This is a genomic window from Halostagnicola sp. A-GB9-2, from assembly GCF_030068615.1.
Lineage (GTDB): Archaea > Halobacteriota > Halobacteria > Halobacteriales > Natrialbaceae > Halostagnicola.
Map to the genome: position 1 here is coordinate 649768 of NZ_JASJOC010000001.1, position 16978 is coordinate 666745.

Consider the following 16978-nt stretch of genomic DNA (forward strand, 5'->3'; position numbering starts at 1 on the left):
TACAACCCCACAATGACTACCGGAACTGACGCGCGACTCGACAGAATCGGGACGGATGGCAACTACGTCATCGTTCCGATGGACCACGGAATCACACTGGGCCCGGTAACGGGCCTCAAAGATATCGAATCGACCATCGACGCGGTGACACGGGGCGGCGCAGACGCCGTCCTGACCCAGAAGGGGATCGCTCCTCGCGTTCACGAGAATAAAAACGAACGAGGCTACATCGTCCACCTCAACGCCTCGACCTCGATCGGTCCGGATTCGAACGACAAGCGACTCACCGGAACCGTCGAGGACGCGATCCGCGTCGGCGCCGATGCCGTCTCTTTCCATATTAACGTCGGCTCGAACCACGAACCCGATCAGATCACCCAGCTCTCGGAAGTAACCTCCGAGGCCGCTCGCTACGGAATCCCCGTTCTTGCGATGGCCTACGCTCGCGGACCGGACGTCGACGGCGCGGACCCCGAAGCGCTCGGCCACGCGGTGCGTCTCGCCGAAGAAGTCGGTGCAGATATCGTCAAAACCGGCTACAGCGGCGACGCCGACAGCTTCGAACACGTCTGTGAATCGACCCGACTCCCGGTCGTCATCGCCGGCGGCTCGAAGGGAACCGACCGCGAGACGATCGGAATGGTCCGGGGCGCGATGGACGCCGGCGGGGCGGGCATCTCGATGGGCCGCTCGATCTTCCAGCACGAGGACCCCGAAGGGATCGCGACGGCCGTCGCAGGCGTCGTCCACGACGATCTTTCGGTCGACGACGCACTCGAGCGAGCCGGACTCGCACTCGAAGTCTGAGTTCTTATCCGCGTTTCGATTATTATTTCTCCCGAATGCGTCTCAATTATCCTCGAGCGGGCCGCATGAGCAGTGTCGGGACCGAAATCACTACGGTAATTCCGTTCGTCTGCCCCGGTCGTGACCGACGAGGAGGCGTTGACGGTAGACGACGAGCTACTCGCACGGGCGCGAATCCACGCCAGAGACGTCGATATCGATGTCGACCTCGAGGCGGTCGAATGGGAAGTCTCAACGCGAGCGCGCCGCCGAGCGGGTGCCTGTCGCTGGGACCGCCGGCGCGAGGTCGCGACGATCGTCCTCACCCGTCGTGCCTACGAGAGCTACGACTGGGAGTCGTTCGCGGCCGTCGTTCGACACGAACTCGTCCACGCCTGGGAGTTCCAGCAGTTCGGCGAGTCCGGTCACGGACAGCGGTTTCGAAAGCGGGCCGCCGAACTCGACGCGCCCCGCCACTGCGAGACGTTCTCCGAGCCGCGGTACGTGATTCGGTGTCTGGCAGAAAGTTGTGACTGGCAGGCCCACAGACACCGCGCGTCAAGACCCGTGAAAGCCCCGGAAAGCTATCGCTGCGGCGAGTGCGGGAGCGATTACGAGGTCGAACACACAGAGAGCGGCCGAACCTGGCAGTGTGCGAGTGGCTACGGCGGGACGAAGGCCGCTCTCGAGGAAGAGTGGTAGCCAGTTGGGACGGGATCTGGGCGGGTTGAACGAGAGTTCGAGAGAGAGCAGGCAAAACGGTTCTCACAAGACTTTATTTCCCCGTTCACCTCGTCCGAGTATGGGAGTACTCGAGACGATGTTCGGGCAGGTTGGCGACGGCGACGGTCGGGCGAAGTTTTCGAGCCATCGATACGACGTGACCTATACCGTCTCTGCGGAGAGTCACGACATCGCCTACGCCGTCCCGATCCAGCGGGCCGAATTTGACGCCTTCGCCGACCTGGTCGAACTCGAACGCGAGACAGCGTACGTAACCGACGGCAAGGAGTCACTCGAGGAGTCGCTCGATGCCGTCCTCGAGGACGACTCGCTCGACGCGGAGACGTGGACCGAACGAATGGAAGCGCCGCGACGAACCGTCGAACCCATCCTCGAGAGCTGGCAGGAGATCGTGTACGGCGAGGAGAGTGACGCCGGAGCAGACGAGACTGACGACGCAAGCGAGAGGAATAGCACGGGTGCAACGGACGGCTCCGCCGTCGAAATCGTCTACTTACCCCTCGAGACCGAGTCGGCGTTCGCGGCGTTCCTGCAGGTCTGTCGAAAACGCGACGAACTAGGGCACGATCCGTTCGAACTCCCCGAGAACATCGCCGCGGCCGCGGGGATACTCACGCGGATCAAGCGGGCCACCGACCGGAGCAAAAACCGGGTTGTCGTGAACAGACGGCATCTTCCTGAGTTGTGAACAGACGGCATCTTCCTGCCCTGTAACAACGATACAACCGGCCGGATGTTCGTTGGTTCCGTTTCGGAGTAGCCCTTGCAGCGGTGAAAAATACTATTATTAGACGATCGACTCGAACTCCTCGAGCGACGTCAACTCGTAGGTCGGTTCATGTTCGACCTCGGTTCCGTGACCGAGGTTGATCCACGCCGAATCCATTCCCATCGCGTTCGCGCCGGCGATGTCCGCGTGGAGGTTGTCCCCGATGTGGACCGTCTCGCTCGGGTCAACCTCGAGCGTGGAGAGAGCCAATTCGAACGGCGTCGAATCCGGTTTCGGCGGCACGCCGTTTTTGGGGTCGACGAACACCGCCGCGTCGAAGGCGTCGGTGAGTCCGAGCGTCTCGAGCTTTTTGCTCTGGGTCTCCTCGCCCCCGTTGGTGATCAGTCCGACCGGTCCCAGTTCGGCCGCGAGTTCGAGCGCCGCCTCCGCGCCCGAGCGAAAGCGAACCCGTGCGGGATCGATCGTCTCGAGGTAGGCGGTCGCGAGGTCGGGTGCGACGGACGGATCGACGCCGGCCCGATCGGCGGCTTCGGAAAAGAGATGTTCGAAGAACTGCCGGTCGGTATCGGCCGTTGGGAGATCACGTGAGGCGTAGCGAAGCTGAGCGGTGTTGCAAAACTGCTCGACGCCGGCTCGGTCGAAGGTGGTCTCGAGGAGGGCTTGGCGGTCTTCGATCGGCTCGCAGAGGGTGCTATCGAGATCGAAACAGATCGCGTCGTACGACATCTGTCCGGTATAGTGGCGTTAGCACCCTGAACCTTTCGCCCAGAGCGAGCGACAGTCTGAGAGGGCAAACGCAAAGACACGAAGGACTCCGGCGACGACTGACGAATCCGCCACGTTCAAGCCACTCCCCTTCGAGGGTCGAGTTATGACGAGAGCTGTCTGGATAAAAGCCGACGATACTGTCGGCGATTGGGACGAGCGCAGAGCGCGGATCACAACCGCACTCGAGGCCGGCGCAGACTGGGTACTGGTCGACGAAGAGGATATCGAACGCGTGCGTGAACTCGGCGATATCAACGTCGCGGCGTTTCGAACCGACGGCGACGTGACGCTCATCGACAACGCTGAAAACGAGGAGACGACCGCACAGCCGGATACGGTCGTCGTCGGGAAGGAAGGCGAGGGCGACGGCACCGTCGACCTCCCCAACGACTTCTCGGGCTCGGCGGATCTCTCGACGCTCCGGCGAGACGGCAACGTCGACTGGGGCTCGTACGTCCGCATCCTTGGGAAAGAGTACGAGACGTTCGCGGAATCGGCCGCGGCAGAAGCAGAGTACACCATCGTCGCCGGCGAAGACTGGACGATCATCCCGCTGGAGAACCTGATCGCCAGGATCGGCGAGGAGACGACCCTCGTCGCGGGCGTCACGAACGCCGACGAGGCCAAGACAGCCTTCGAAACGCTCGAGATCGGCGCTGACGCCGTCCTGCTCGACTCGGACGATCCCGACGAGATCCGACGCACCGTCGAGGTTCGCGACGAAGCCGAACGCGAAAATCTGGACCTGCAGTACGCCGAAGTACGTGACATCGAGCAGGTCGGGAGCGCGGATCGAGTCTGCGTCGATACCGGAAGCTTACTCGAGCACGATGAGGGAATGCTCGTCGGCTCGATGAGTCGCGGATTGGTGTTCGTCCACGCGGAAACCGCCAAATCGCCCTACGTCGCCTCTCGTCCGTTTAGAGTCAACGCCGGTGCGGTCCACGCCTACGTTCGGACGCCCGACGGCGGTACCAAGTACCTCTCGGAACTCCAGAGCGGCGATGAGGTCCAACTCGTCGACCTGGAGGGGAACACGCGCGAGGCCATCGTCGGCCGCGTCAAAATCGAGAAACGGCCGATGTTCCGAATCGCCCTCGAGACCGACGACGGCGACCGGATCGAGACGCTGTTACAGAACGCAGAGACGATCAAGGTCCCGACCGCGGACGGACGAACGGCCGTGACGGATCTCGAGACAGGAGATGAACTACTCCTGTACTACGAGGATACCGCGCGCCACTTCGGCGAAGCCGTCGAAGAGAGCATCATCGAAAAGTAGCTGCCAACGACCGGTTTGGGTCGAATCGAGCTTCTTCTAAATCGTTTCAGTGTCTTCTTCGGGCGTCTCGAGTCGCGTCGTACACCAGTGACAGAACGTGAGGTCGTCGTCGAGTTCCTTTCCACAGCTGGGACAGGTCGGTCCGTCGGTATCCTGCGAGCCGTTCGGCGGAAACCCGAGCGCGCGAAACGTCGAGTCGATGGCGGCGAAGAGGACGATAAACATCAGGAAGAACTGGTTCACCGTGCTCGTTTCCGCGTTCATTGTCTCGACCATCTCCGTCATCGACTCGGCGGCCATCATATCCCCCGTCGGGACGAAGAAGTAAATTCCGAGCGCGAACAAGCCGCCGAACAGGAGCGCCCGCGCCCAATCGCGAAGCATGGCGTGTCCCGCTCCAGGCAGAATAACCGACAGGATCGCAGCGGATATCGCACGGATCCAGGTCATGACTGTGGGTTGTTCTCGGGGTGACGGCCACTTAACGTTCCGGTTTCGTCGCAGCGGGACAATTTCTAAGAGAGGAGTGCTCACCATCGAACGGTATCCGTCGCTGTCGGTACTGTCAGTGAAAACAACAGCAAAAACGACCGTTCTCGGAACTTATGCTGCGCCGAGGGTTTCTTCTGCCTCGAGCAGTTCGTGGTATCGGTTTCGGATCGTCACTTCGGAGATGTCCGCCACGTCGCTGACGGCCGCCTGGGTCGTCTTCTCGTTCGTGAGCAGTGCGGCAGCGTAAACGGCGGCGGCCGCGAGGCCGACCGGCGACTTGCCCGAGTGAACGCCCTTCTCCTTGGCGTTCTGGAGCAGGCTCCGCGCGCGGTGTTCGGCCTCGTCCGAGAGGTCGAGTCCCGACGCGAACCGCGGGACGTAGCTCTCGGGATCGGCCGGCTGGACCTCGAGACCGAGTTCCCGGACGACGTAGCGGTACGTGCGTGCGATTTCGTTTTTCTCGACGCGGCTGACGTCGGCGATCTCGTCGAGGCTTCGGGGGACGCCCGCCTGACGCGCGGCGGCGTAGACACACGCCGTCGAAACGCCCTCGATGGAGCGGCCGGGGAGGAGGTCCTCGTTGAGCGCGCGGCGGTAGATAACCGACGCAGTTTCGCGGACGTTCGTCGGAAGGCCGAGCGCGGAGGCCATCCGATCGATTTCGCCGAGGGCCTGTTTCAGGTTCCGCTCTTTGGAGTCACGGGTCCGGAACCGCTCGTTCCACTTGCGCAGGCGTTGCATCTTCTCGCGCTGTCGGGAGCCAAGCGAGTTGCCGTAGGCGTCTTTGTTACGCCAGTCGATGTTCGTCGAAAGTCCCTTGTCGTGCATGGTGTTGGTCGTGGGTGCACCGACGCGGGACTTCTTGTTTTTCTCGGCGGCGTCGAAGGCGCGCCACTCCGGACCGCGGTCGACCGAGTCCTCCTCAACGACGAGTCCACAGTCTTCACAGACCGTTTCTCCGTGTTCGTCGTCGACGACGAGATTGCCCGTACACTCGGGACAGTCAAGGTCGCTCTGCTCCGTCTCTTCGGTCTCTTCGGTTGTTTCTTGTTCGCTACGACGTACTCTCGTGTTTGATGTTGCGTTGGTCATACGATGGCGGATACTGCCCGGCGAAACGACACGGAAAAGCCGGACTGATTCGTTACCTTTCTCGTTCTTAGACTCGGGGGATAAGGGTTTCGGAATCGTGCCCTCACAACGCTCGAAAACAGGTAATTCGTCGGAAGTGGTATGAATTATCAAAACATTCAAATCAGCTTCGAATTCGACGAGCAACGAACGCGGCCAAAAAGCAAACTACACTATCCTCACGCGTCCCGTCTTCGATATGGACGTCGTCGTTGGGAGTACGAATCCCGTCAAGAAACGCGCCGTCGAACGTATCGTCGCGGAGTTCGACGGCTCAGTCACCGCTGTCGCCGTCGATTCCGGCGTCAGCGAACAGCCATCGTCTATCGAGGAGACGGTAACCGGCGCGAAAAATCGGGCTCGGCGCGCGCTCGAGGCGACCAACGCGGACTACGGTGTCGGGCTGGAGGGAGGCGTCGCGCGCCTCGAGCAAGCCCCCGGCGTCCGACTCATTATGTGGGCGAGCGTTACCGACGGCGAACGGATCGAAGTCGCCAGCGGGCCGTCGCTTCGGTTACCCGACTCAGTCGGCGACCGCCTCGAGGAGGGTGCAGAGCTCGGGCCCGTAATGGACGAGCGACTCGGAACGGAGAACATCGCCGAAGCCGAAGGGGCGGCCGGCGCGCTGACGAGCGGGCTGACATCCCGAACGCAGGCGCTCGCCGAAGCCGTCGCATGCGCGTTCGGTCCGTTCGTTACGACCCACTACGAGAGCGATTAAGTGACCGGTCCGGGAGGAGCTACGCAGGGCCATGCAGTTCGGATCGCGTGACAGACGGCCGACGGCCATCATATGATTCTCCCCCTTCACGATTTTCTGAGAGTCGCTCGATGGAATGTATTAACCGGCCGTACCAACAAGCCCTTTCTATCAGATTATTCATCCATTACCGGCCCCGAAAATCACCAGACAGCGGCTCATTAACTGGACGTACCAAACCCCATAAGGCCGAAGCTGGCATCCCCATACGTATGAGCACTGCAATAGGTTCTGACCTCACGAGCAAACAGCGACAGATCCTGCAGTATCTTCGAGAAAACGCCGCAACGAAGACCTACTTTAAATCGCGACTGATCGGCAAGGAGCTCGGCATGACTGCCAAAGAGGTCGGCTCGAACATCACAGCCCTTCAGAACAGCGAATACGATGTCGATATCGAGAAGTGGGGCTACTCCTCGAGTACGACCTGGAAAGTCAACGTCTGAGCCACCTTACGACGGCGACCCGTGCCTGCGATTTCGTAGCATCGTAGCTGAAACATGTTGGAAAAATGTTTTCGTCACCGATAGAGAGACCTCGTTCTCGTCTCGTTTAGCGTCTCGTCGTCGCTCGTTCTCATCTCTTCGTTCGGCGTCATACCTTCGTTCCCACCCCGTCTGTCTCCGATCGACTCGGTTTTCCTTCGATTCGTCCGCTTCTCTCAATGTATGTGAGTATTACCGCACGAAACAGTACGTTTCCGTCTCCGAATAGCACTTGACCCGGTACGACGACTAGCCGAACGATGGAAGCGATCCTCTTCGACATGGACGGCATCATCCTCGAGGGACCGCGAACCGACCCGCAGGTCTACGCCGATGCGACGGAGTACGCACTGGCCGAACTCGATGTCGATCCGAGTCCCGAACAGCGCGAGGATTTTCGCAGATTCGATACCGGCGTCATCGCTGATCGCGCGGCCGCGCACGGAATCGATCCCGACGAATTCTGGAAACTGAGAGACGACCGCGCGTCCGCACTGACCCACGAACGGGTTCGAACCGGTAAACGTGACGCGTACAATGACATCGAGGCGCTGTACGAGCTCGCCAACCGAACGACGATCGCTCTCGTGACGAACAACCGCCACAGAACGGCCGAATTCGTCGAGGAACACTTCGAGTTCGGATTCGAGACCGTCCGCGGTCGCGATCCATCGATGGACGGCTACCGACGACGAAAACCGAACCCCGCCTATCTCGAGGCGACCCTCGACGAACTTTGCGTCGACGCCGGACTCTACGTCGGAGACTCTGGCGTCGACATCATCGCCGGATACAACGCCGGTCTCGAGACCGCGTTCGTTCGACGCCCCCATAACCGCTCGACCGAACTTCCGTCCGAGCCGACATACGAACTCGACTCGCTTACGGAACTGCTCGACTTACTCGAGGCCAGTAACTCACAATGATATCAACTAATCGCTTCGGGTAAACTGTAACAGTGAGAGCAATCCGCGTCGAGAGAAGAAACTTTGCGACGGCCGTGCGTTCAGCCGCCGACGAAGAGGAGTCAGCCGCGGGGCCAACGAGCGCTCACCCTCGTTGGCGAGGGCTCAGCCGTCGTAAGTGAGCAGTCCGTCGGACTCGCGGGCGAGCGTCGTCGCCCGTTCGCCAAAGGAGTCGGCGTGTCGCACGAGCAACAACAGAACGGTCGTCGGCCGTTCAACGGTGTAACCGTCCTCTCGAGACAAGAGCCCGGCTTCCTCGAGTTTGCCCGCGTACTTGCTTACGGTCGGCGGGGAAACCTCGAGGGCGTCGGCGAGGTCGCCGGCGGTTGCGTCCGGATCTCGAAGCAATTCGATCAACATGCCTCGGGACGTTCCGCGGCGCAAATAGCCGAGGGCGTTCTTTTCGAACTCGTCGAACCGACCCGTGAGCACGAACCGCTTGTAATCGCCGTCGCTGTACTGCTCGACCGCATCGAGTTCCTCGAGGCGTCTGAGGTGGTGCTGGGTCTCTCCCGTGCCGAGCTGTAGGTCATCACGAATTTTCGAAAAGTGTGCACCGGGCGTCGTCGAGAGGTAGCCAGCGATCGCGTCACGAGCATCACTTTCGCCGGTGTCTGCGGCGGCCGACGCCGAAAACCCGGCGAGTGGGGACGCGGCACCGACAGCGGCAAACCGGCGCAGGGTCGATCGCTTTTCTTCGTCGACCCCATCGGGTGATGTCATAACTATCTATCAATTGGAACGGGGCGAATCGTAAAACGAGTTTCGCTCCGCGTTGTTCACTGAATCCTATGAGTCGGCGTCCGGCTCGGGCTGTGTGTCACCCTCGAAAGACTGGTCCATATCTTCGATAACGTCGTCCGGATCAGTGATCGTGCCGGCGTCTTTGCCCTCCTTAATGGCCCGGGCCTGTTTTTCCATCTCCTCTAGGTCCATCTCGGCTTCCTCGTCGATCTCGCCGATGATTTCGGCGATGTCGTCGAGGCCGATCAGTTCGCGGGTCTCCTCATCAAATTCGAGGCTCTCGAGTTCCGCACCGTCGCCTTCGACATCGCTACCAGAGAGGTGTTTGCCGTAGCGCCCGACCATCGAGGTAAGCTCCTGGGGCAGGACGAACGTCGTGGACTCGCTCTGGCCCATCTCGGTCAGGGCGTCCATGCCCTTATCGATGACGGCGCGTTCGCCCATGGATTCGGCCGAGCGAGCGCGGAGGACGGTCGAGATCGAGTCACCCTGGGCCTCGAGGATCTGGCTCTGCTTTTCACCCTGGGCGCGGATGATCTGGCTCTGTTTGTCACCTTCTGCCTTCTCAACTTCACTCCGGCGTTCACCCTGTGCCTCGAGAATCATGGCACGGCGTTTCCGCTCGGCGGAGGTCTGTTGTTCCATCGCACGCTGGACGTCTTTGGACGGGTTAACTTCACGGACTTCGACGCTCTCGACGCGGATCCCCCACTCGTCTGTGGGTTCGTCGAGTTCGGTTCGGATCTTTGCGTTGATCTCCTGGCGTTTGTTGAGCGTGTCGTCGAGTTCCATGTCACCCAGCACGGCACGGAGGGTCGTCTGGGCGAGGTTGGAGGTTGCCTTCTTGTAGTCGTCGACCTCGAGGAACGCCTTCTTCGCGTCCATCACTTTAATGTAGACGACGGCGTCTGCGGTCACGGGCGAGTTGTCGCGCGTGATCGCTTCCTGGCGTGGCACGTCGAGGGTCTGTGTCCGCATATCGAACCGGTACGTCCGCGAAACGAACGGCGGAATGATGTTGATACCTGGCTCGAGGAGTTTGCGGTATTCACCGAAGACCGTCAGCGCACGTTTTTCGTACGCGTCGACGATTTCGACGGCACTGAGGAGTGCAGCGAGTACCACAACGAGTACGAGGGCACCGATCAATAGCCCGACACTGGCTACTCCTTGCAGCGGGATAAGTTCCGGAAGCATAGAATGACCTTACGTCGGTGAGCTAAAAAGCGTTCCCTTGTCAGAACAACATATCCGGTGACCTGTCGACCTCAGTTCGACTCCGTTTCCGTCATCGAATCGTCGGCATTGACCTCGGATTCGTCCTCGGCCTCATCGAGGTCGTCCATCTCAATTGCGTCCGTTCCGCTGTCGGAATCCGTTCCGGGAGATTCGGACGCCTGTTCGTCCGCTTCGTCTGCCGTTTCACCGCGAGCGAGCGCGCGGTCGATTTCGTCCGCCTCGATCGCGCCGACGGCTTCGACCATCAGCACGTTCCCACCGCCCGGATCGAGAACCATGATCTCTTCGCCTTCCTCGATGGTGCCGCTGGTCGTTCGAGCGCTGTAAAACGGGGCGAATCCACCGCTGTCGAGTTTGACTTCGCCGCTGCGAGCCGTTATCTTCTCGGTCGCGTATCCCGTCGCTCCCGCAAGCGAGGAGGAATCGCTCGTCTGCGCGGTTCCCTTCCCGCCGTAGAAGTCGAACTCGCGGTAGGCGTAGGCCGCGACCGTACCGATTGCCAACGTCAATCCTGCAAGGACGATCGTATCGAGTCCGCCCGGGACCAACAACCCGATGAGTCCGGCACCAGCCAGTGCGACACCGATGACAATGAGATGTGCACCTGGCGAGAGGGCCTCGAGAACCATCATGACGAGGCCCGCCGCGAACAACAACAGCGGGATATTAGTGAGGAGGGATTCCACCATGCGTGTTGCTAAGGTCTCGCCCCGATTAAATGTTTACTGCCCCGCTCAGGCGATCATCACCGAGGCGAGTCGGAACATCACCAGAATCATCGCGACCGCACCGAGCACGACGAACACTGCACCCTCGAGGCTCGGATCGCCGGGAACGACCGGCGTCGAACTCGGTTCCGGCCGATGTGGATCGTCTTCATCCACAGATTCAGCGTCGGCGTCCGGAGACTCCGCGGCTCCGTCGTCCTCGCGTCCAAGGTCGATCGGAATCCGTCCCCAATCCTCGTCGGACTGCTCGTCGCCCGAGCCGGAGGTCCGGTCGTTTCGTCTTTCGTCGGATATCCTCTCGCCAGTTGAATCCGCCTCCTCGATTGGTGACTCATCGAGCCACGAGTTGCCGACCGTCGACGATTCGTCTTCGGTTTCCGCTTGCGAGTCGGTTTCTTCGGCCTCTTTGACGATGAACGTCTCGTCGAACGGATCTCGTTCGGGGTTCGTCTCATCTCGAGACGAGACGCCGCCTTCCTCGTCCCCGTTCCCGCCGGCGGGTTCGTCGTCCGACTTGGGTCCGGACGGGTCTTCAGTCATATCCGTGTTAGAACCCCCGCCGACAAAAATCCGCGGTACTCGTCGCCAGCTCGAAACGCCTCAATTCGGTCGGTCGGTCCGGCCTCTGACCGCACCCTGGAACACGACCCCGCGCTCGGCGTCGATCGTGACCGTCATTCCGGTTTCGATTTCGGTCAGGTCCGCATTGCTGACCATCGGAATGTCCATCTCTCGAGCGACGAGGGAGGGATAGCCGGTCATCCCCGGGCTTGCGTCGACGATCCCGCCGATCTTCTCGAGATCGCCGGAGAACTCGTCGGCGAACTCGGAGTCGATCGCGAGAATCGCTCCGTCGGGTACCGTCGAGAGGTCGCCGTCCGAAAGCGGGGTGAGCGGGCCGGAAACCCGTCCGTCGACGACTACCCGCCCCGTCGCGAGCGCGTCGGCGGCGACGTGGACCTTCAGCATGTTGGTCGTGTTGGCTCCCTCGAGTTCGGTCATCATTCCACAGAGGACGACCACGGTATCGCCGCTGTCGGCGACGCCCGCATCGAGTGCCGCCTGCACCGCCCGTTCGACCACCGCGTCAGCCCCTTGATCCGAGACACTAGCGTACAGCGGGGTGACGCCCCACGAGAGCGCGAGCTTCCGGCGGACTTCGTGACTCGGTGTGGACGCGACGACCGGAACCCCGGGACGGTACTTCGCCGTCTTGAGCGCGGTGTAGCCGGATTCGGTCGCCGCGACGATCGCATCGGCACCGATGTCGCGCGCGAGAAATCGTGCCGACCGGGCCAGCGCGTCGGTTCGAGCATCTCCGGCCGTCGGGACCCGTTGCTCGAGGACCTCCGCGTACTCCTCGGAGGATTCGACTTCCCTGATAATGCTGTCCATCGTCTCGACGACCTCAACCGGATAGTCGCCGACGGCGGTTTCGGCTGAGAGCATGACCGCGTCGGTGCCGTCGAGGACGGCATTTGCGACGTCGGAGGCCTCGGCTCGAGTCGGTCGACGCGCGTGGACCATCGAATCGAGCATCTCCGTCGCCGTGATGACCGGACAGCCAGCCGCGCGACACTTCCGGATGATCCGTTTTTGAATCATCGGGACGTCCTCCATCGGACACTCGACGCCAAGGTCGCCGCGTGCGACCATCACGCCGTAGGAGGCTTCGATGATCTCCTCGAGATTCTCGACCGCACCGACGCGTTCGATCTTCGAGATGATCGGAATATCGACGCCCAGATTCTCGAGTACCTCGTTGACTTCGTAGACATCGTCCGCGTCGCGAACGAAACTCGCGGCCACGAAGTCGACTTCCTTCTCCGCGGCCAATTCGAGGTCGCCCCGGTCGCTGCCGGTGACCATATCGAGTCCGAGATCGACGCCGGGAACGTTGACGCCCTTCCGGCCGCCGAGTTCCCCGCCGGTCTCGACGCGGGCCCGTATCCCGTCGGAATCGCGCTCGAGGGCGGTTGTCTCGATCAGGCCGTCGTCGAGTAAGATTCGGTCGCCCGCTTCGACGGCATCGATCGTCAGCGAGAGCCCGATTTCGTCGCTGTTTGCGGCGTCGCCTTCGACGAACCGGATCTCCGAGCCCGCTTCGAGCGTCACGGTTTCGTTCTCCGGTAGCGGGGCGGTCCGTATCTCCGGCCCTTTCATGTCGAGCATGACGCTCACCGGGCGATCCTTCTCCTCGTCGACTGCTCGGACGCGATCGATCAGATCGGATCGATCTTGCGGCGTCCCGTGGCTGGCGTTGAGTCGAGCTACCGACATTCCCGCGTCCGCGAGCGTGGCGATCGTCGCCCGGTCGTTCGTCGCCGGACCGAGCGTACAGACGATCTTTGCGTTTCTCATGCCCGGAGGTAGCGCGAGCACCGCAAAAAAGTTGTGGTGACTTACTCGAACTCGAGTCTATCTTTTTCGAACACGCGTTTCGGCCAAAGCGTTTTCCCCGGTAGTCAAGTAACCCCGATGATGCCCAGTTACACCGCGTTCGTCGACGTCGCCGACCGAGACGTACAGAACGTCCAGGAACTGGCCTCGATCTGGGGCGAAATCAAGGGCGAGTTCACCGAGCACGAGGCCGAAATCGTCGACTCCTACGCGATGCTCGGGAGTCACGACTTCCTGGTCATCTTCGAGGCACCCGACCGCGAGAGCGCGTTCAAGTCCGCGCTGACGCTTCGGAGACACGGCCTCGAGGCAGAGACGATGGAGATCATCGATACGGACGACTTCGCGGAACTCGTCGACGAGGTCTGAGCGGTATCGTTCGCCGAGCGGTATAATGGCCCCCGACACCCTGAATCACACGAGCGAACCCGATCGGTCGGTGTCGACGACGCACACGTCGTCATCGATGACGACCGCGAGCTGATCACCGTCGAGTTCGAGGTCGATTCGCAACTCGAGCGGTTCCTCGTCGAGGACGGTAACGGCCTCGTCGCCGATGAACGAGAACTCCCAGAACCGGCGGTCGCGAACGTCGATGCCGTGATCCCAGTAGAACGAGACGACCGCGGGGTGATTGAGAAGTGCAGTGCCGACGTGTGATCCACCCAGCGAACCGCATTCGGGGCAGTTCGCCGCGAACGAGTACTCCCACGGTCCGTCCGATTCGATCGTGAGCGATCGTTCGACCGTGGTGTGACAGTACGGGCAGATCCCCTCGAGTATCTGCTCGATCGTGTGACGCCACAACGTCGAGGCGACCTCGAGAAGGGCGGACATTTCACGACCTGCTGCGCCGGCGGGTCGAACGGCGTGTGCGAACAAGGTCGCCTCTCCCCGCCGAATTTTGACGACGCTGTCCTCGTACACCGCCGTCAGCGACGTATCGTGGTTGCTGTCGGTCTCGCCACTGACGACACCGACCATACCCGCCTCCTCAGCACCGTCGCCTCCGTAACCGTTGGCGAGCGAAACCGGCCCGCGTTCCTCGTGAGACCGCCAGGCGTCCATATCGATCACCTTCGCGATTTCGAAGCCGGCGAAGGTCAGCCGGTATCCGTCCGGACCTTCCTCGATGAACTGCTCGCGAAGCTGTCTGAGATGGTAGTTGAAGTTCCCCTTGTCTTCGACGCCGACTCGCTCTCGAAGCGTCGAATACGGAAGCTGGTCGCTGGTAACGGAGACCGTTTGGCGATGATCGTAGAGCGTTCGAAGGATCTCGAGACGAGTCTCGTTTCCCAGCGGCTTGAACGGGTCGGTGGGTCGTTTGTCCCGCTTTCGGTGCTGTCTGGACATGATTGCTCGGTCGGGCGAAGTGAACGTGGATCGAACGTCGTTCGGGAGAAAATGATTGCTCCAAACACATATGTCATCGGGATCACAACGAATCGACTCGTTCAATGTCGAATCCACGTTCCCGTCGGCGGGTTCTCGCAGGATCCGCCCTTCTCGGAGCCGCATCGATCGCGGGCTGTGTTCCACAAAACGGTCGCGCCGAATCCGAGACGAGCTCGTCGGCTCGATCGGAAGAACCGGACCCGACCGAACCGCAACCCGATCGCAGTCGTTCACTCGAGGTGCAGGATCTCGAGGATCTCGAGTCCTTCGTCGACGAAACCATGCAAACGAGCCTCGAGGAACACGACGTCGTCGGTGCGTCCGTCGCCGTCGTTCACGACGACGAGATAGTGCTCGCAGAGGGGTACGGAAACGCGTCGGTCGACGGTCCGGCCGTCGACGCGGCCGAAACGCGGTTTGTGACCGGATCCGTGTCGAAACCGATCGTCTGGACTGCGGTGATGCAACTGATCGAAGCCGACCGAATCGACCCGGACGAAGCGATCACCACGTACCTCAAGTCGGTGTCCATCCCCGAGACGGAGTGGGAGCCGATCACGATGGCCCACCTCGCCACCCATACGGCCGGATTCGAACAGCGATTCGGGGGGACGTGGATTCGGGATCCCGACGATCTCCGATCGCTTCCGACAGTTCTCATCGAGGAACAACCCGAACTGGTTCGGCCACCTGGAACGGTCGCGTCCTACTCCAACTACGGGACCGCACTGGCGGCCCAGGTCGTCGCGGACGTAACCGGAACTCCCTTCGAAGAGTACGTCGAGGAGAATATCTTCGAACCGGCGGGGATGGATACGTCGACGTTCGAACAGCCCGTACCCGAGGAATCCGATACCAGCGTCGCGACGGGGTACACCACGCTCGGCGGAACGCCCCAGGAAACGCGGGAGCTGTCCCTGGAGCTCGCGCCCGCCGGATCGATGGCCGCGACTGCGACGGAGATGGGGGCGTTTGTGCGCGCACACCTCGGCGGCGGGGTCGTCGACGGCGAACGAATTCTCGAGGAAGAGACGGTCGAGGAGATGCACGAACGGTGGTTCACCCACCACGAGGAACTCGACGGTATCGCGTTCGGGCTTCTCGAGCGCTCTCGAGGCACCGCCAGCGATTCCGGCGACGAGGACGATTCCTCCGGCGGCCAGAGCCGCCTCTTGGAACACAACGGTCAGATACCGGGCTCGTTCCACAGCCGACTCCTGCTCGCCCCCGAACACGACCTCGGGCTCTTTCTCGCGTATAACACCGACAGCGCCGCCGGCGCGAGCGCCGACTTCGTCGATGCGTTTCTCGAGGAGTACCTCCCGCTCGAGGAGTCATCGGGAGCCGCGGCTCTGGAGCCCGACGGTCGCCCCGAGCACGCCGACGAACTCGAGGGAAGCTATCGCGGCGTCAACGTCGCGGAGTCGGAGTACGCGAAGTTCTGGTCGGTCGCACAGGCCGGATCGATCGACGTGTCCGTCGCCGACGACGGGGCGCTCGTGACCGACCTCGGCGACGAGACGCGGTGGATCGAACGCGAACCGCTTCTTTTTCAGGAAGAAGACGGCGACGAACTCCTGGCCTTCGGGGAAGACGGTGACGAAATTCGATACCTCTTCCTGGGCTTTCACGCGTTCGAGCGGCGCTCGTGGCACGAATCAACCGCGTTACACGCCGGCGTCGCGGGCGCAACGACGCTCGGGATGCTCACCGGCGCCGTCGGCTGGCCGCTCGCTCGAGGCTGGCGCTGGCTTCGCGACGACGGCGAGGACGGTGGAATCCCACCGGAACAGCGCGTTTCGATGGAAGCGCCAGCCTCGGGCGAGCGCCACGCTTCGAGCGACGACGAACCGCGTTCCACATCGAGTCTAAATCCCGAACCCGAATCCGCCGGACAACTGGATGCGATCGGACCGCCCGGCGCGAAAACGACTCCGACGGGGACTGCTGGATCCTCGAGCAGTAGCGAACGGACCCTCGAGAAGGGGACTCTGACGGATCCGCGTCGGTGGGGTCGCTGGACGGCCGGCACGACGATCGCGTGTCTGTTCGGGTTCGTTCTCGGAACCGTCGTCCTGTTGCTTTTGTACCCGTACACGCTACTGAGCGATCCGCCGCTGGCGTTTACCGCGTTGTTCGTGTTCCCGCTTCTCGGCGTCGCCGGAACGGCGATTTCCGCGTGTTACGCGATTATCGCCTGGCGAGACGGGTACTGGAGTCGACGGTCGCGAATCCACTACACGCTCGTCGTCTGTGCCGCGGCTGGCTTCTGCTGGCTGTTGTACTACTGGAACATGGTTCGCCTCCCCGTCTGATACGGTTCCGCTTC

Annotated in this window: 18 protein-coding genes; 9 read left to right on the top strand and 9 right to left on the bottom strand. The window is 61.7% G+C overall.

Annotated elements, in window-relative coordinates:
• Nucleotides 1-12 precede the first annotated feature (12 nt).
• The 3 genes from QNM96_RS03265 to QNM96_RS03275 all read left to right on the top strand — a co-directional run bounded on the left by QNM96_RS03265 (nucleotide 13) and on the right by QNM96_RS03275 (nucleotide 2218).
• Entirely contained in the window at nucleotides 13-807 is a 795-nt protein-coding gene (locus tag QNM96_RS03265) for a 2-amino-3,7-dideoxy-D-threo-hept-6-ulosonate synthase (protein WP_283834578.1), read from the top strand.
• Nucleotides 808-927: 120 nt separating this feature from the next.
• Nucleotides 928-1488 carry a SprT-like domain-containing protein gene (locus tag QNM96_RS03270; RefSeq protein WP_283834579.1) on the top strand — a complete coding sequence of 187 codons (561 nt, stop codon included), beginning with the start codon at nucleotides 928-930 and terminating at the stop codon, nucleotides 1486-1488.
• 100 nt (nucleotides 1489-1588) lie between these two features.
• Nucleotides 1589-2218: a hypothetical protein gene (locus QNM96_RS03275; RefSeq protein WP_283834580.1), complete on the top strand. Its 630-nt coding sequence runs from the start codon at nucleotides 1589-1591 to the stop codon at nucleotides 2216-2218.
• A 99-nt stretch (nucleotides 2219-2317) separates the two neighbouring features.
• On the opposite strand, the gene QNM96_RS03280 is transcribed toward QNM96_RS03275, so the two are convergent.
• Nucleotides 2318-2986, bottom strand: coding sequence for an HAD family hydrolase (locus QNM96_RS03280; RefSeq protein ID WP_283834581.1), 669 nt, complete (start codon nucleotides 2984-2986; stop codon nucleotides 2318-2320).
• A 145-nt stretch (nucleotides 2987-3131) separates the two neighbouring features.
• On the opposite strand from QNM96_RS03280, the gene QNM96_RS03285 reads away from it, so the two are divergent.
• Nucleotides 3132-4310 (top strand): 3-dehydroquinate synthase II, encoded by a 1179-nt coding sequence (locus QNM96_RS03285; protein WP_283834582.1) that lies wholly within the window; start codon nucleotides 3132-3134, stop codon nucleotides 4308-4310.
• A 36-nt stretch (nucleotides 4311-4346) separates the two neighbouring features.
• Here the strand turns inward: QNM96_RS03285 and QNM96_RS03290 are convergent, their stop codons facing one another.
• A complete protein-coding gene (locus QNM96_RS03290; protein WP_283834583.1) occupies nucleotides 4347-4760 on the bottom strand; it encodes a zinc ribbon domain-containing protein in 414 nt (137 codons plus the stop codon).
• A gap of 153 nt (nucleotides 4761-4913) precedes the next feature.
• Nucleotides 4914-5894 carry a transcription initiation factor IIB gene (locus tag QNM96_RS03295; protein ID WP_283834584.1) on the bottom strand — a complete coding sequence of 327 codons (981 nt, stop codon included), beginning with the start codon at nucleotides 5892-5894 and terminating at the stop codon, nucleotides 4914-4916.
• A gap of 238 nt (nucleotides 5895-6132) precedes the next feature.
• Between QNM96_RS03295 and yjjX the strand changes: the two genes are divergently transcribed.
• From yjjX to QNM96_RS03310, 3 genes are all read left to right on the top strand, one after another.
• On the top strand, nucleotides 6133-6654 hold the full coding sequence (gene yjjX, locus QNM96_RS03300) for an inosine/xanthosine triphosphatase (protein WP_283834585.1): 522 nt from the start codon (nucleotides 6133-6135) through the stop codon (nucleotides 6652-6654).
• A 251-nt stretch (nucleotides 6655-6905) separates the two neighbouring features.
• On the top strand, nucleotides 6906-7139 hold the full coding sequence (locus tag QNM96_RS03305) for a hypothetical protein (protein ID WP_283834586.1): 234 nt from the start codon (nucleotides 6906-6908) through the stop codon (nucleotides 7137-7139).
• Between the two features lie 299 nt (nucleotides 7140-7438).
• A complete protein-coding gene (locus QNM96_RS03310) occupies nucleotides 7439-8104 on the top strand; it encodes an HAD-IA family hydrolase (RefSeq protein ID WP_283834587.1) in 666 nt (221 codons plus the stop codon).
• 144 nt (nucleotides 8105-8248) lie between these two features.
• Here QNM96_RS03310 and QNM96_RS03315 read toward each other — a convergent pair whose 3' ends face one another.
• From QNM96_RS03315 to pyk, 5 genes are all read right to left on the bottom strand, one after another.
• The gene (locus QNM96_RS03315) at nucleotides 8249-8866 is read right to left on the bottom strand and encodes an ArsR family transcriptional regulator (protein ID WP_283834588.1); all 618 of its coding nucleotides are present in this window, start codon (nucleotides 8864-8866) and stop codon (nucleotides 8249-8251) included.
• Between the two features lie 66 nt (nucleotides 8867-8932).
• Entirely contained in the window at nucleotides 8933-10084 is a 1152-nt protein-coding gene (locus QNM96_RS03320; RefSeq protein WP_283834589.1) for an SPFH domain-containing protein, read from the bottom strand.
• Nucleotides 10085-10155: 71 nt separating this feature from the next.
• Complete coding sequence (locus QNM96_RS03325; RefSeq protein ID WP_283834590.1) at nucleotides 10156-10815, bottom strand: NfeD family protein; 660 nt, start codon at nucleotides 10813-10815, stop codon at nucleotides 10156-10158.
• 45 nt (nucleotides 10816-10860) lie between these two features.
• Nucleotides 10861-11394, bottom strand: a complete 534-nt coding sequence (locus QNM96_RS03330) for a hypothetical protein (RefSeq protein ID WP_283834591.1) — start codon at nucleotides 11392-11394, stop codon at nucleotides 10861-10863.
• A 60-nt stretch (nucleotides 11395-11454) separates the two neighbouring features.
• Entirely contained in the window at nucleotides 11455-13215 is a 1761-nt protein-coding gene (gene pyk / locus QNM96_RS03335) for a pyruvate kinase (protein ID WP_283834592.1), read from the bottom strand.
• A 120-nt stretch (nucleotides 13216-13335) separates the two neighbouring features.
• Here pyk and QNM96_RS03340 point away from each other — a divergent pair, with 120 nt between their 5' ends.
• A complete protein-coding gene (locus QNM96_RS03340) occupies nucleotides 13336-13623 on the top strand; it encodes a GYD domain-containing protein (protein WP_283834593.1) in 288 nt (95 codons plus the stop codon).
• Nucleotides 13624-13668: 45 nt separating this feature from the next.
• Here QNM96_RS03340 and QNM96_RS03345 read toward each other — a convergent pair whose 3' ends face one another.
• Nucleotides 13669-14607, bottom strand: coding sequence for a winged helix-turn-helix domain-containing protein (locus tag QNM96_RS03345; protein ID WP_283834594.1), 939 nt, complete (start codon nucleotides 14605-14607; stop codon nucleotides 13669-13671).
• 104 nt (nucleotides 14608-14711) lie between these two features.
• On the opposite strand from QNM96_RS03345, the gene QNM96_RS03350 reads away from it, so the two are divergent.
• On the top strand, nucleotides 14712-16964 hold the full coding sequence (locus QNM96_RS03350) for a serine hydrolase domain-containing protein (protein WP_283834595.1): 2253 nt from the start codon (nucleotides 14712-14714) through the stop codon (nucleotides 16962-16964).
• Nucleotides 16965-16978 lie beyond the last annotated feature (14 nt).

Excerpts from the sequence above, each read along its gene's own strand:
- QNM96_RS03290 (WP_283834583.1), bottom strand. The coding sequence starts at position 4,760 with ATGACCTGGATCCGTGCGATATCCGCTGCGATCCTGTCGGTTATTCTG.
- QNM96_RS03340 (WP_283834593.1), top strand. The coding sequence starts at position 13,336 with ATGCCCAGTTACACCGCGTTCGTCGACGTCGCCGACCGAGACGTACAG.
- QNM96_RS03285 (WP_283834582.1), top strand. The coding sequence starts at position 3,132 with ATGACGAGAGCTGTCTGGATAAAAGCCGACGATACTGTCGGCGATTGG.
- QNM96_RS03310 (WP_283834587.1), top strand. The coding sequence starts at position 7,439 with ATGGAAGCGATCCTCTTCGACATGGACGGCATCATCCTCGAGGGACCG.
- QNM96_RS03320 (WP_283834589.1), bottom strand. The coding sequence starts at position 10,084 with ATGCTTCCGGAACTTATCCCGCTGCAAGGAGTAGCCAGTGTCGGGCTA.
- QNM96_RS03305 (WP_283834586.1), top strand. The coding sequence starts at position 6,906 with ATGAGCACTGCAATAGGTTCTGACCTCACGAGCAAACAGCGACAGATC.
- pyk (WP_283834592.1), bottom strand. The coding sequence starts at position 13,215 with ATGAGAAACGCAAAGATCGTCTGTACGCTCGGTCCGGCGACGAACGAC.
- QNM96_RS03315 (WP_283834588.1), bottom strand. The coding sequence starts at position 8,866 with ATGACATCACCCGATGGGGTCGACGAAGAAAAGCGATCGACCCTGCGC.
- QNM96_RS03295 (WP_283834584.1), bottom strand. The coding sequence starts at position 5,894 with ATGACCAACGCAACATCAAACACGAGAGTACGTCGTAGCGAACAAGAA.
- yjjX (WP_283834585.1), top strand. The coding sequence starts at position 6,133 with ATGGACGTCGTCGTTGGGAGTACGAATCCCGTCAAGAAACGCGCCGTC.
- QNM96_RS03345 (WP_283834594.1), bottom strand. The coding sequence starts at position 14,607 with ATGTCCAGACAGCACCGAAAGCGGGACAAACGACCCACCGACCCGTTC.
- QNM96_RS03325 (WP_283834590.1), bottom strand. The coding sequence starts at position 10,815 with ATGGTGGAATCCCTCCTCACTAATATCCCGCTGTTGTTGTTCGCGGCG.
- QNM96_RS03350 (WP_283834595.1), top strand. The coding sequence starts at position 14,712 with ATGTCGAATCCACGTTCCCGTCGGCGGGTTCTCGCAGGATCCGCCCTT.
- QNM96_RS03330 (WP_283834591.1), bottom strand. The coding sequence starts at position 11,394 with ATGACTGAAGACCCGTCCGGACCCAAGTCGGACGACGAACCCGCCGGC.
- QNM96_RS03265 (WP_283834578.1), top strand. The coding sequence starts at position 13 with ATGACTACCGGAACTGACGCGCGACTCGACAGAATCGGGACGGATGGC.
- QNM96_RS03280 (WP_283834581.1), bottom strand. The coding sequence starts at position 2,986 with ATGTCGTACGACGCGATCTGTTTCGATCTCGATAGCACCCTCTGCGAG.
- QNM96_RS03275 (WP_283834580.1), top strand. The coding sequence starts at position 1,589 with ATGGGAGTACTCGAGACGATGTTCGGGCAGGTTGGCGACGGCGACGGT.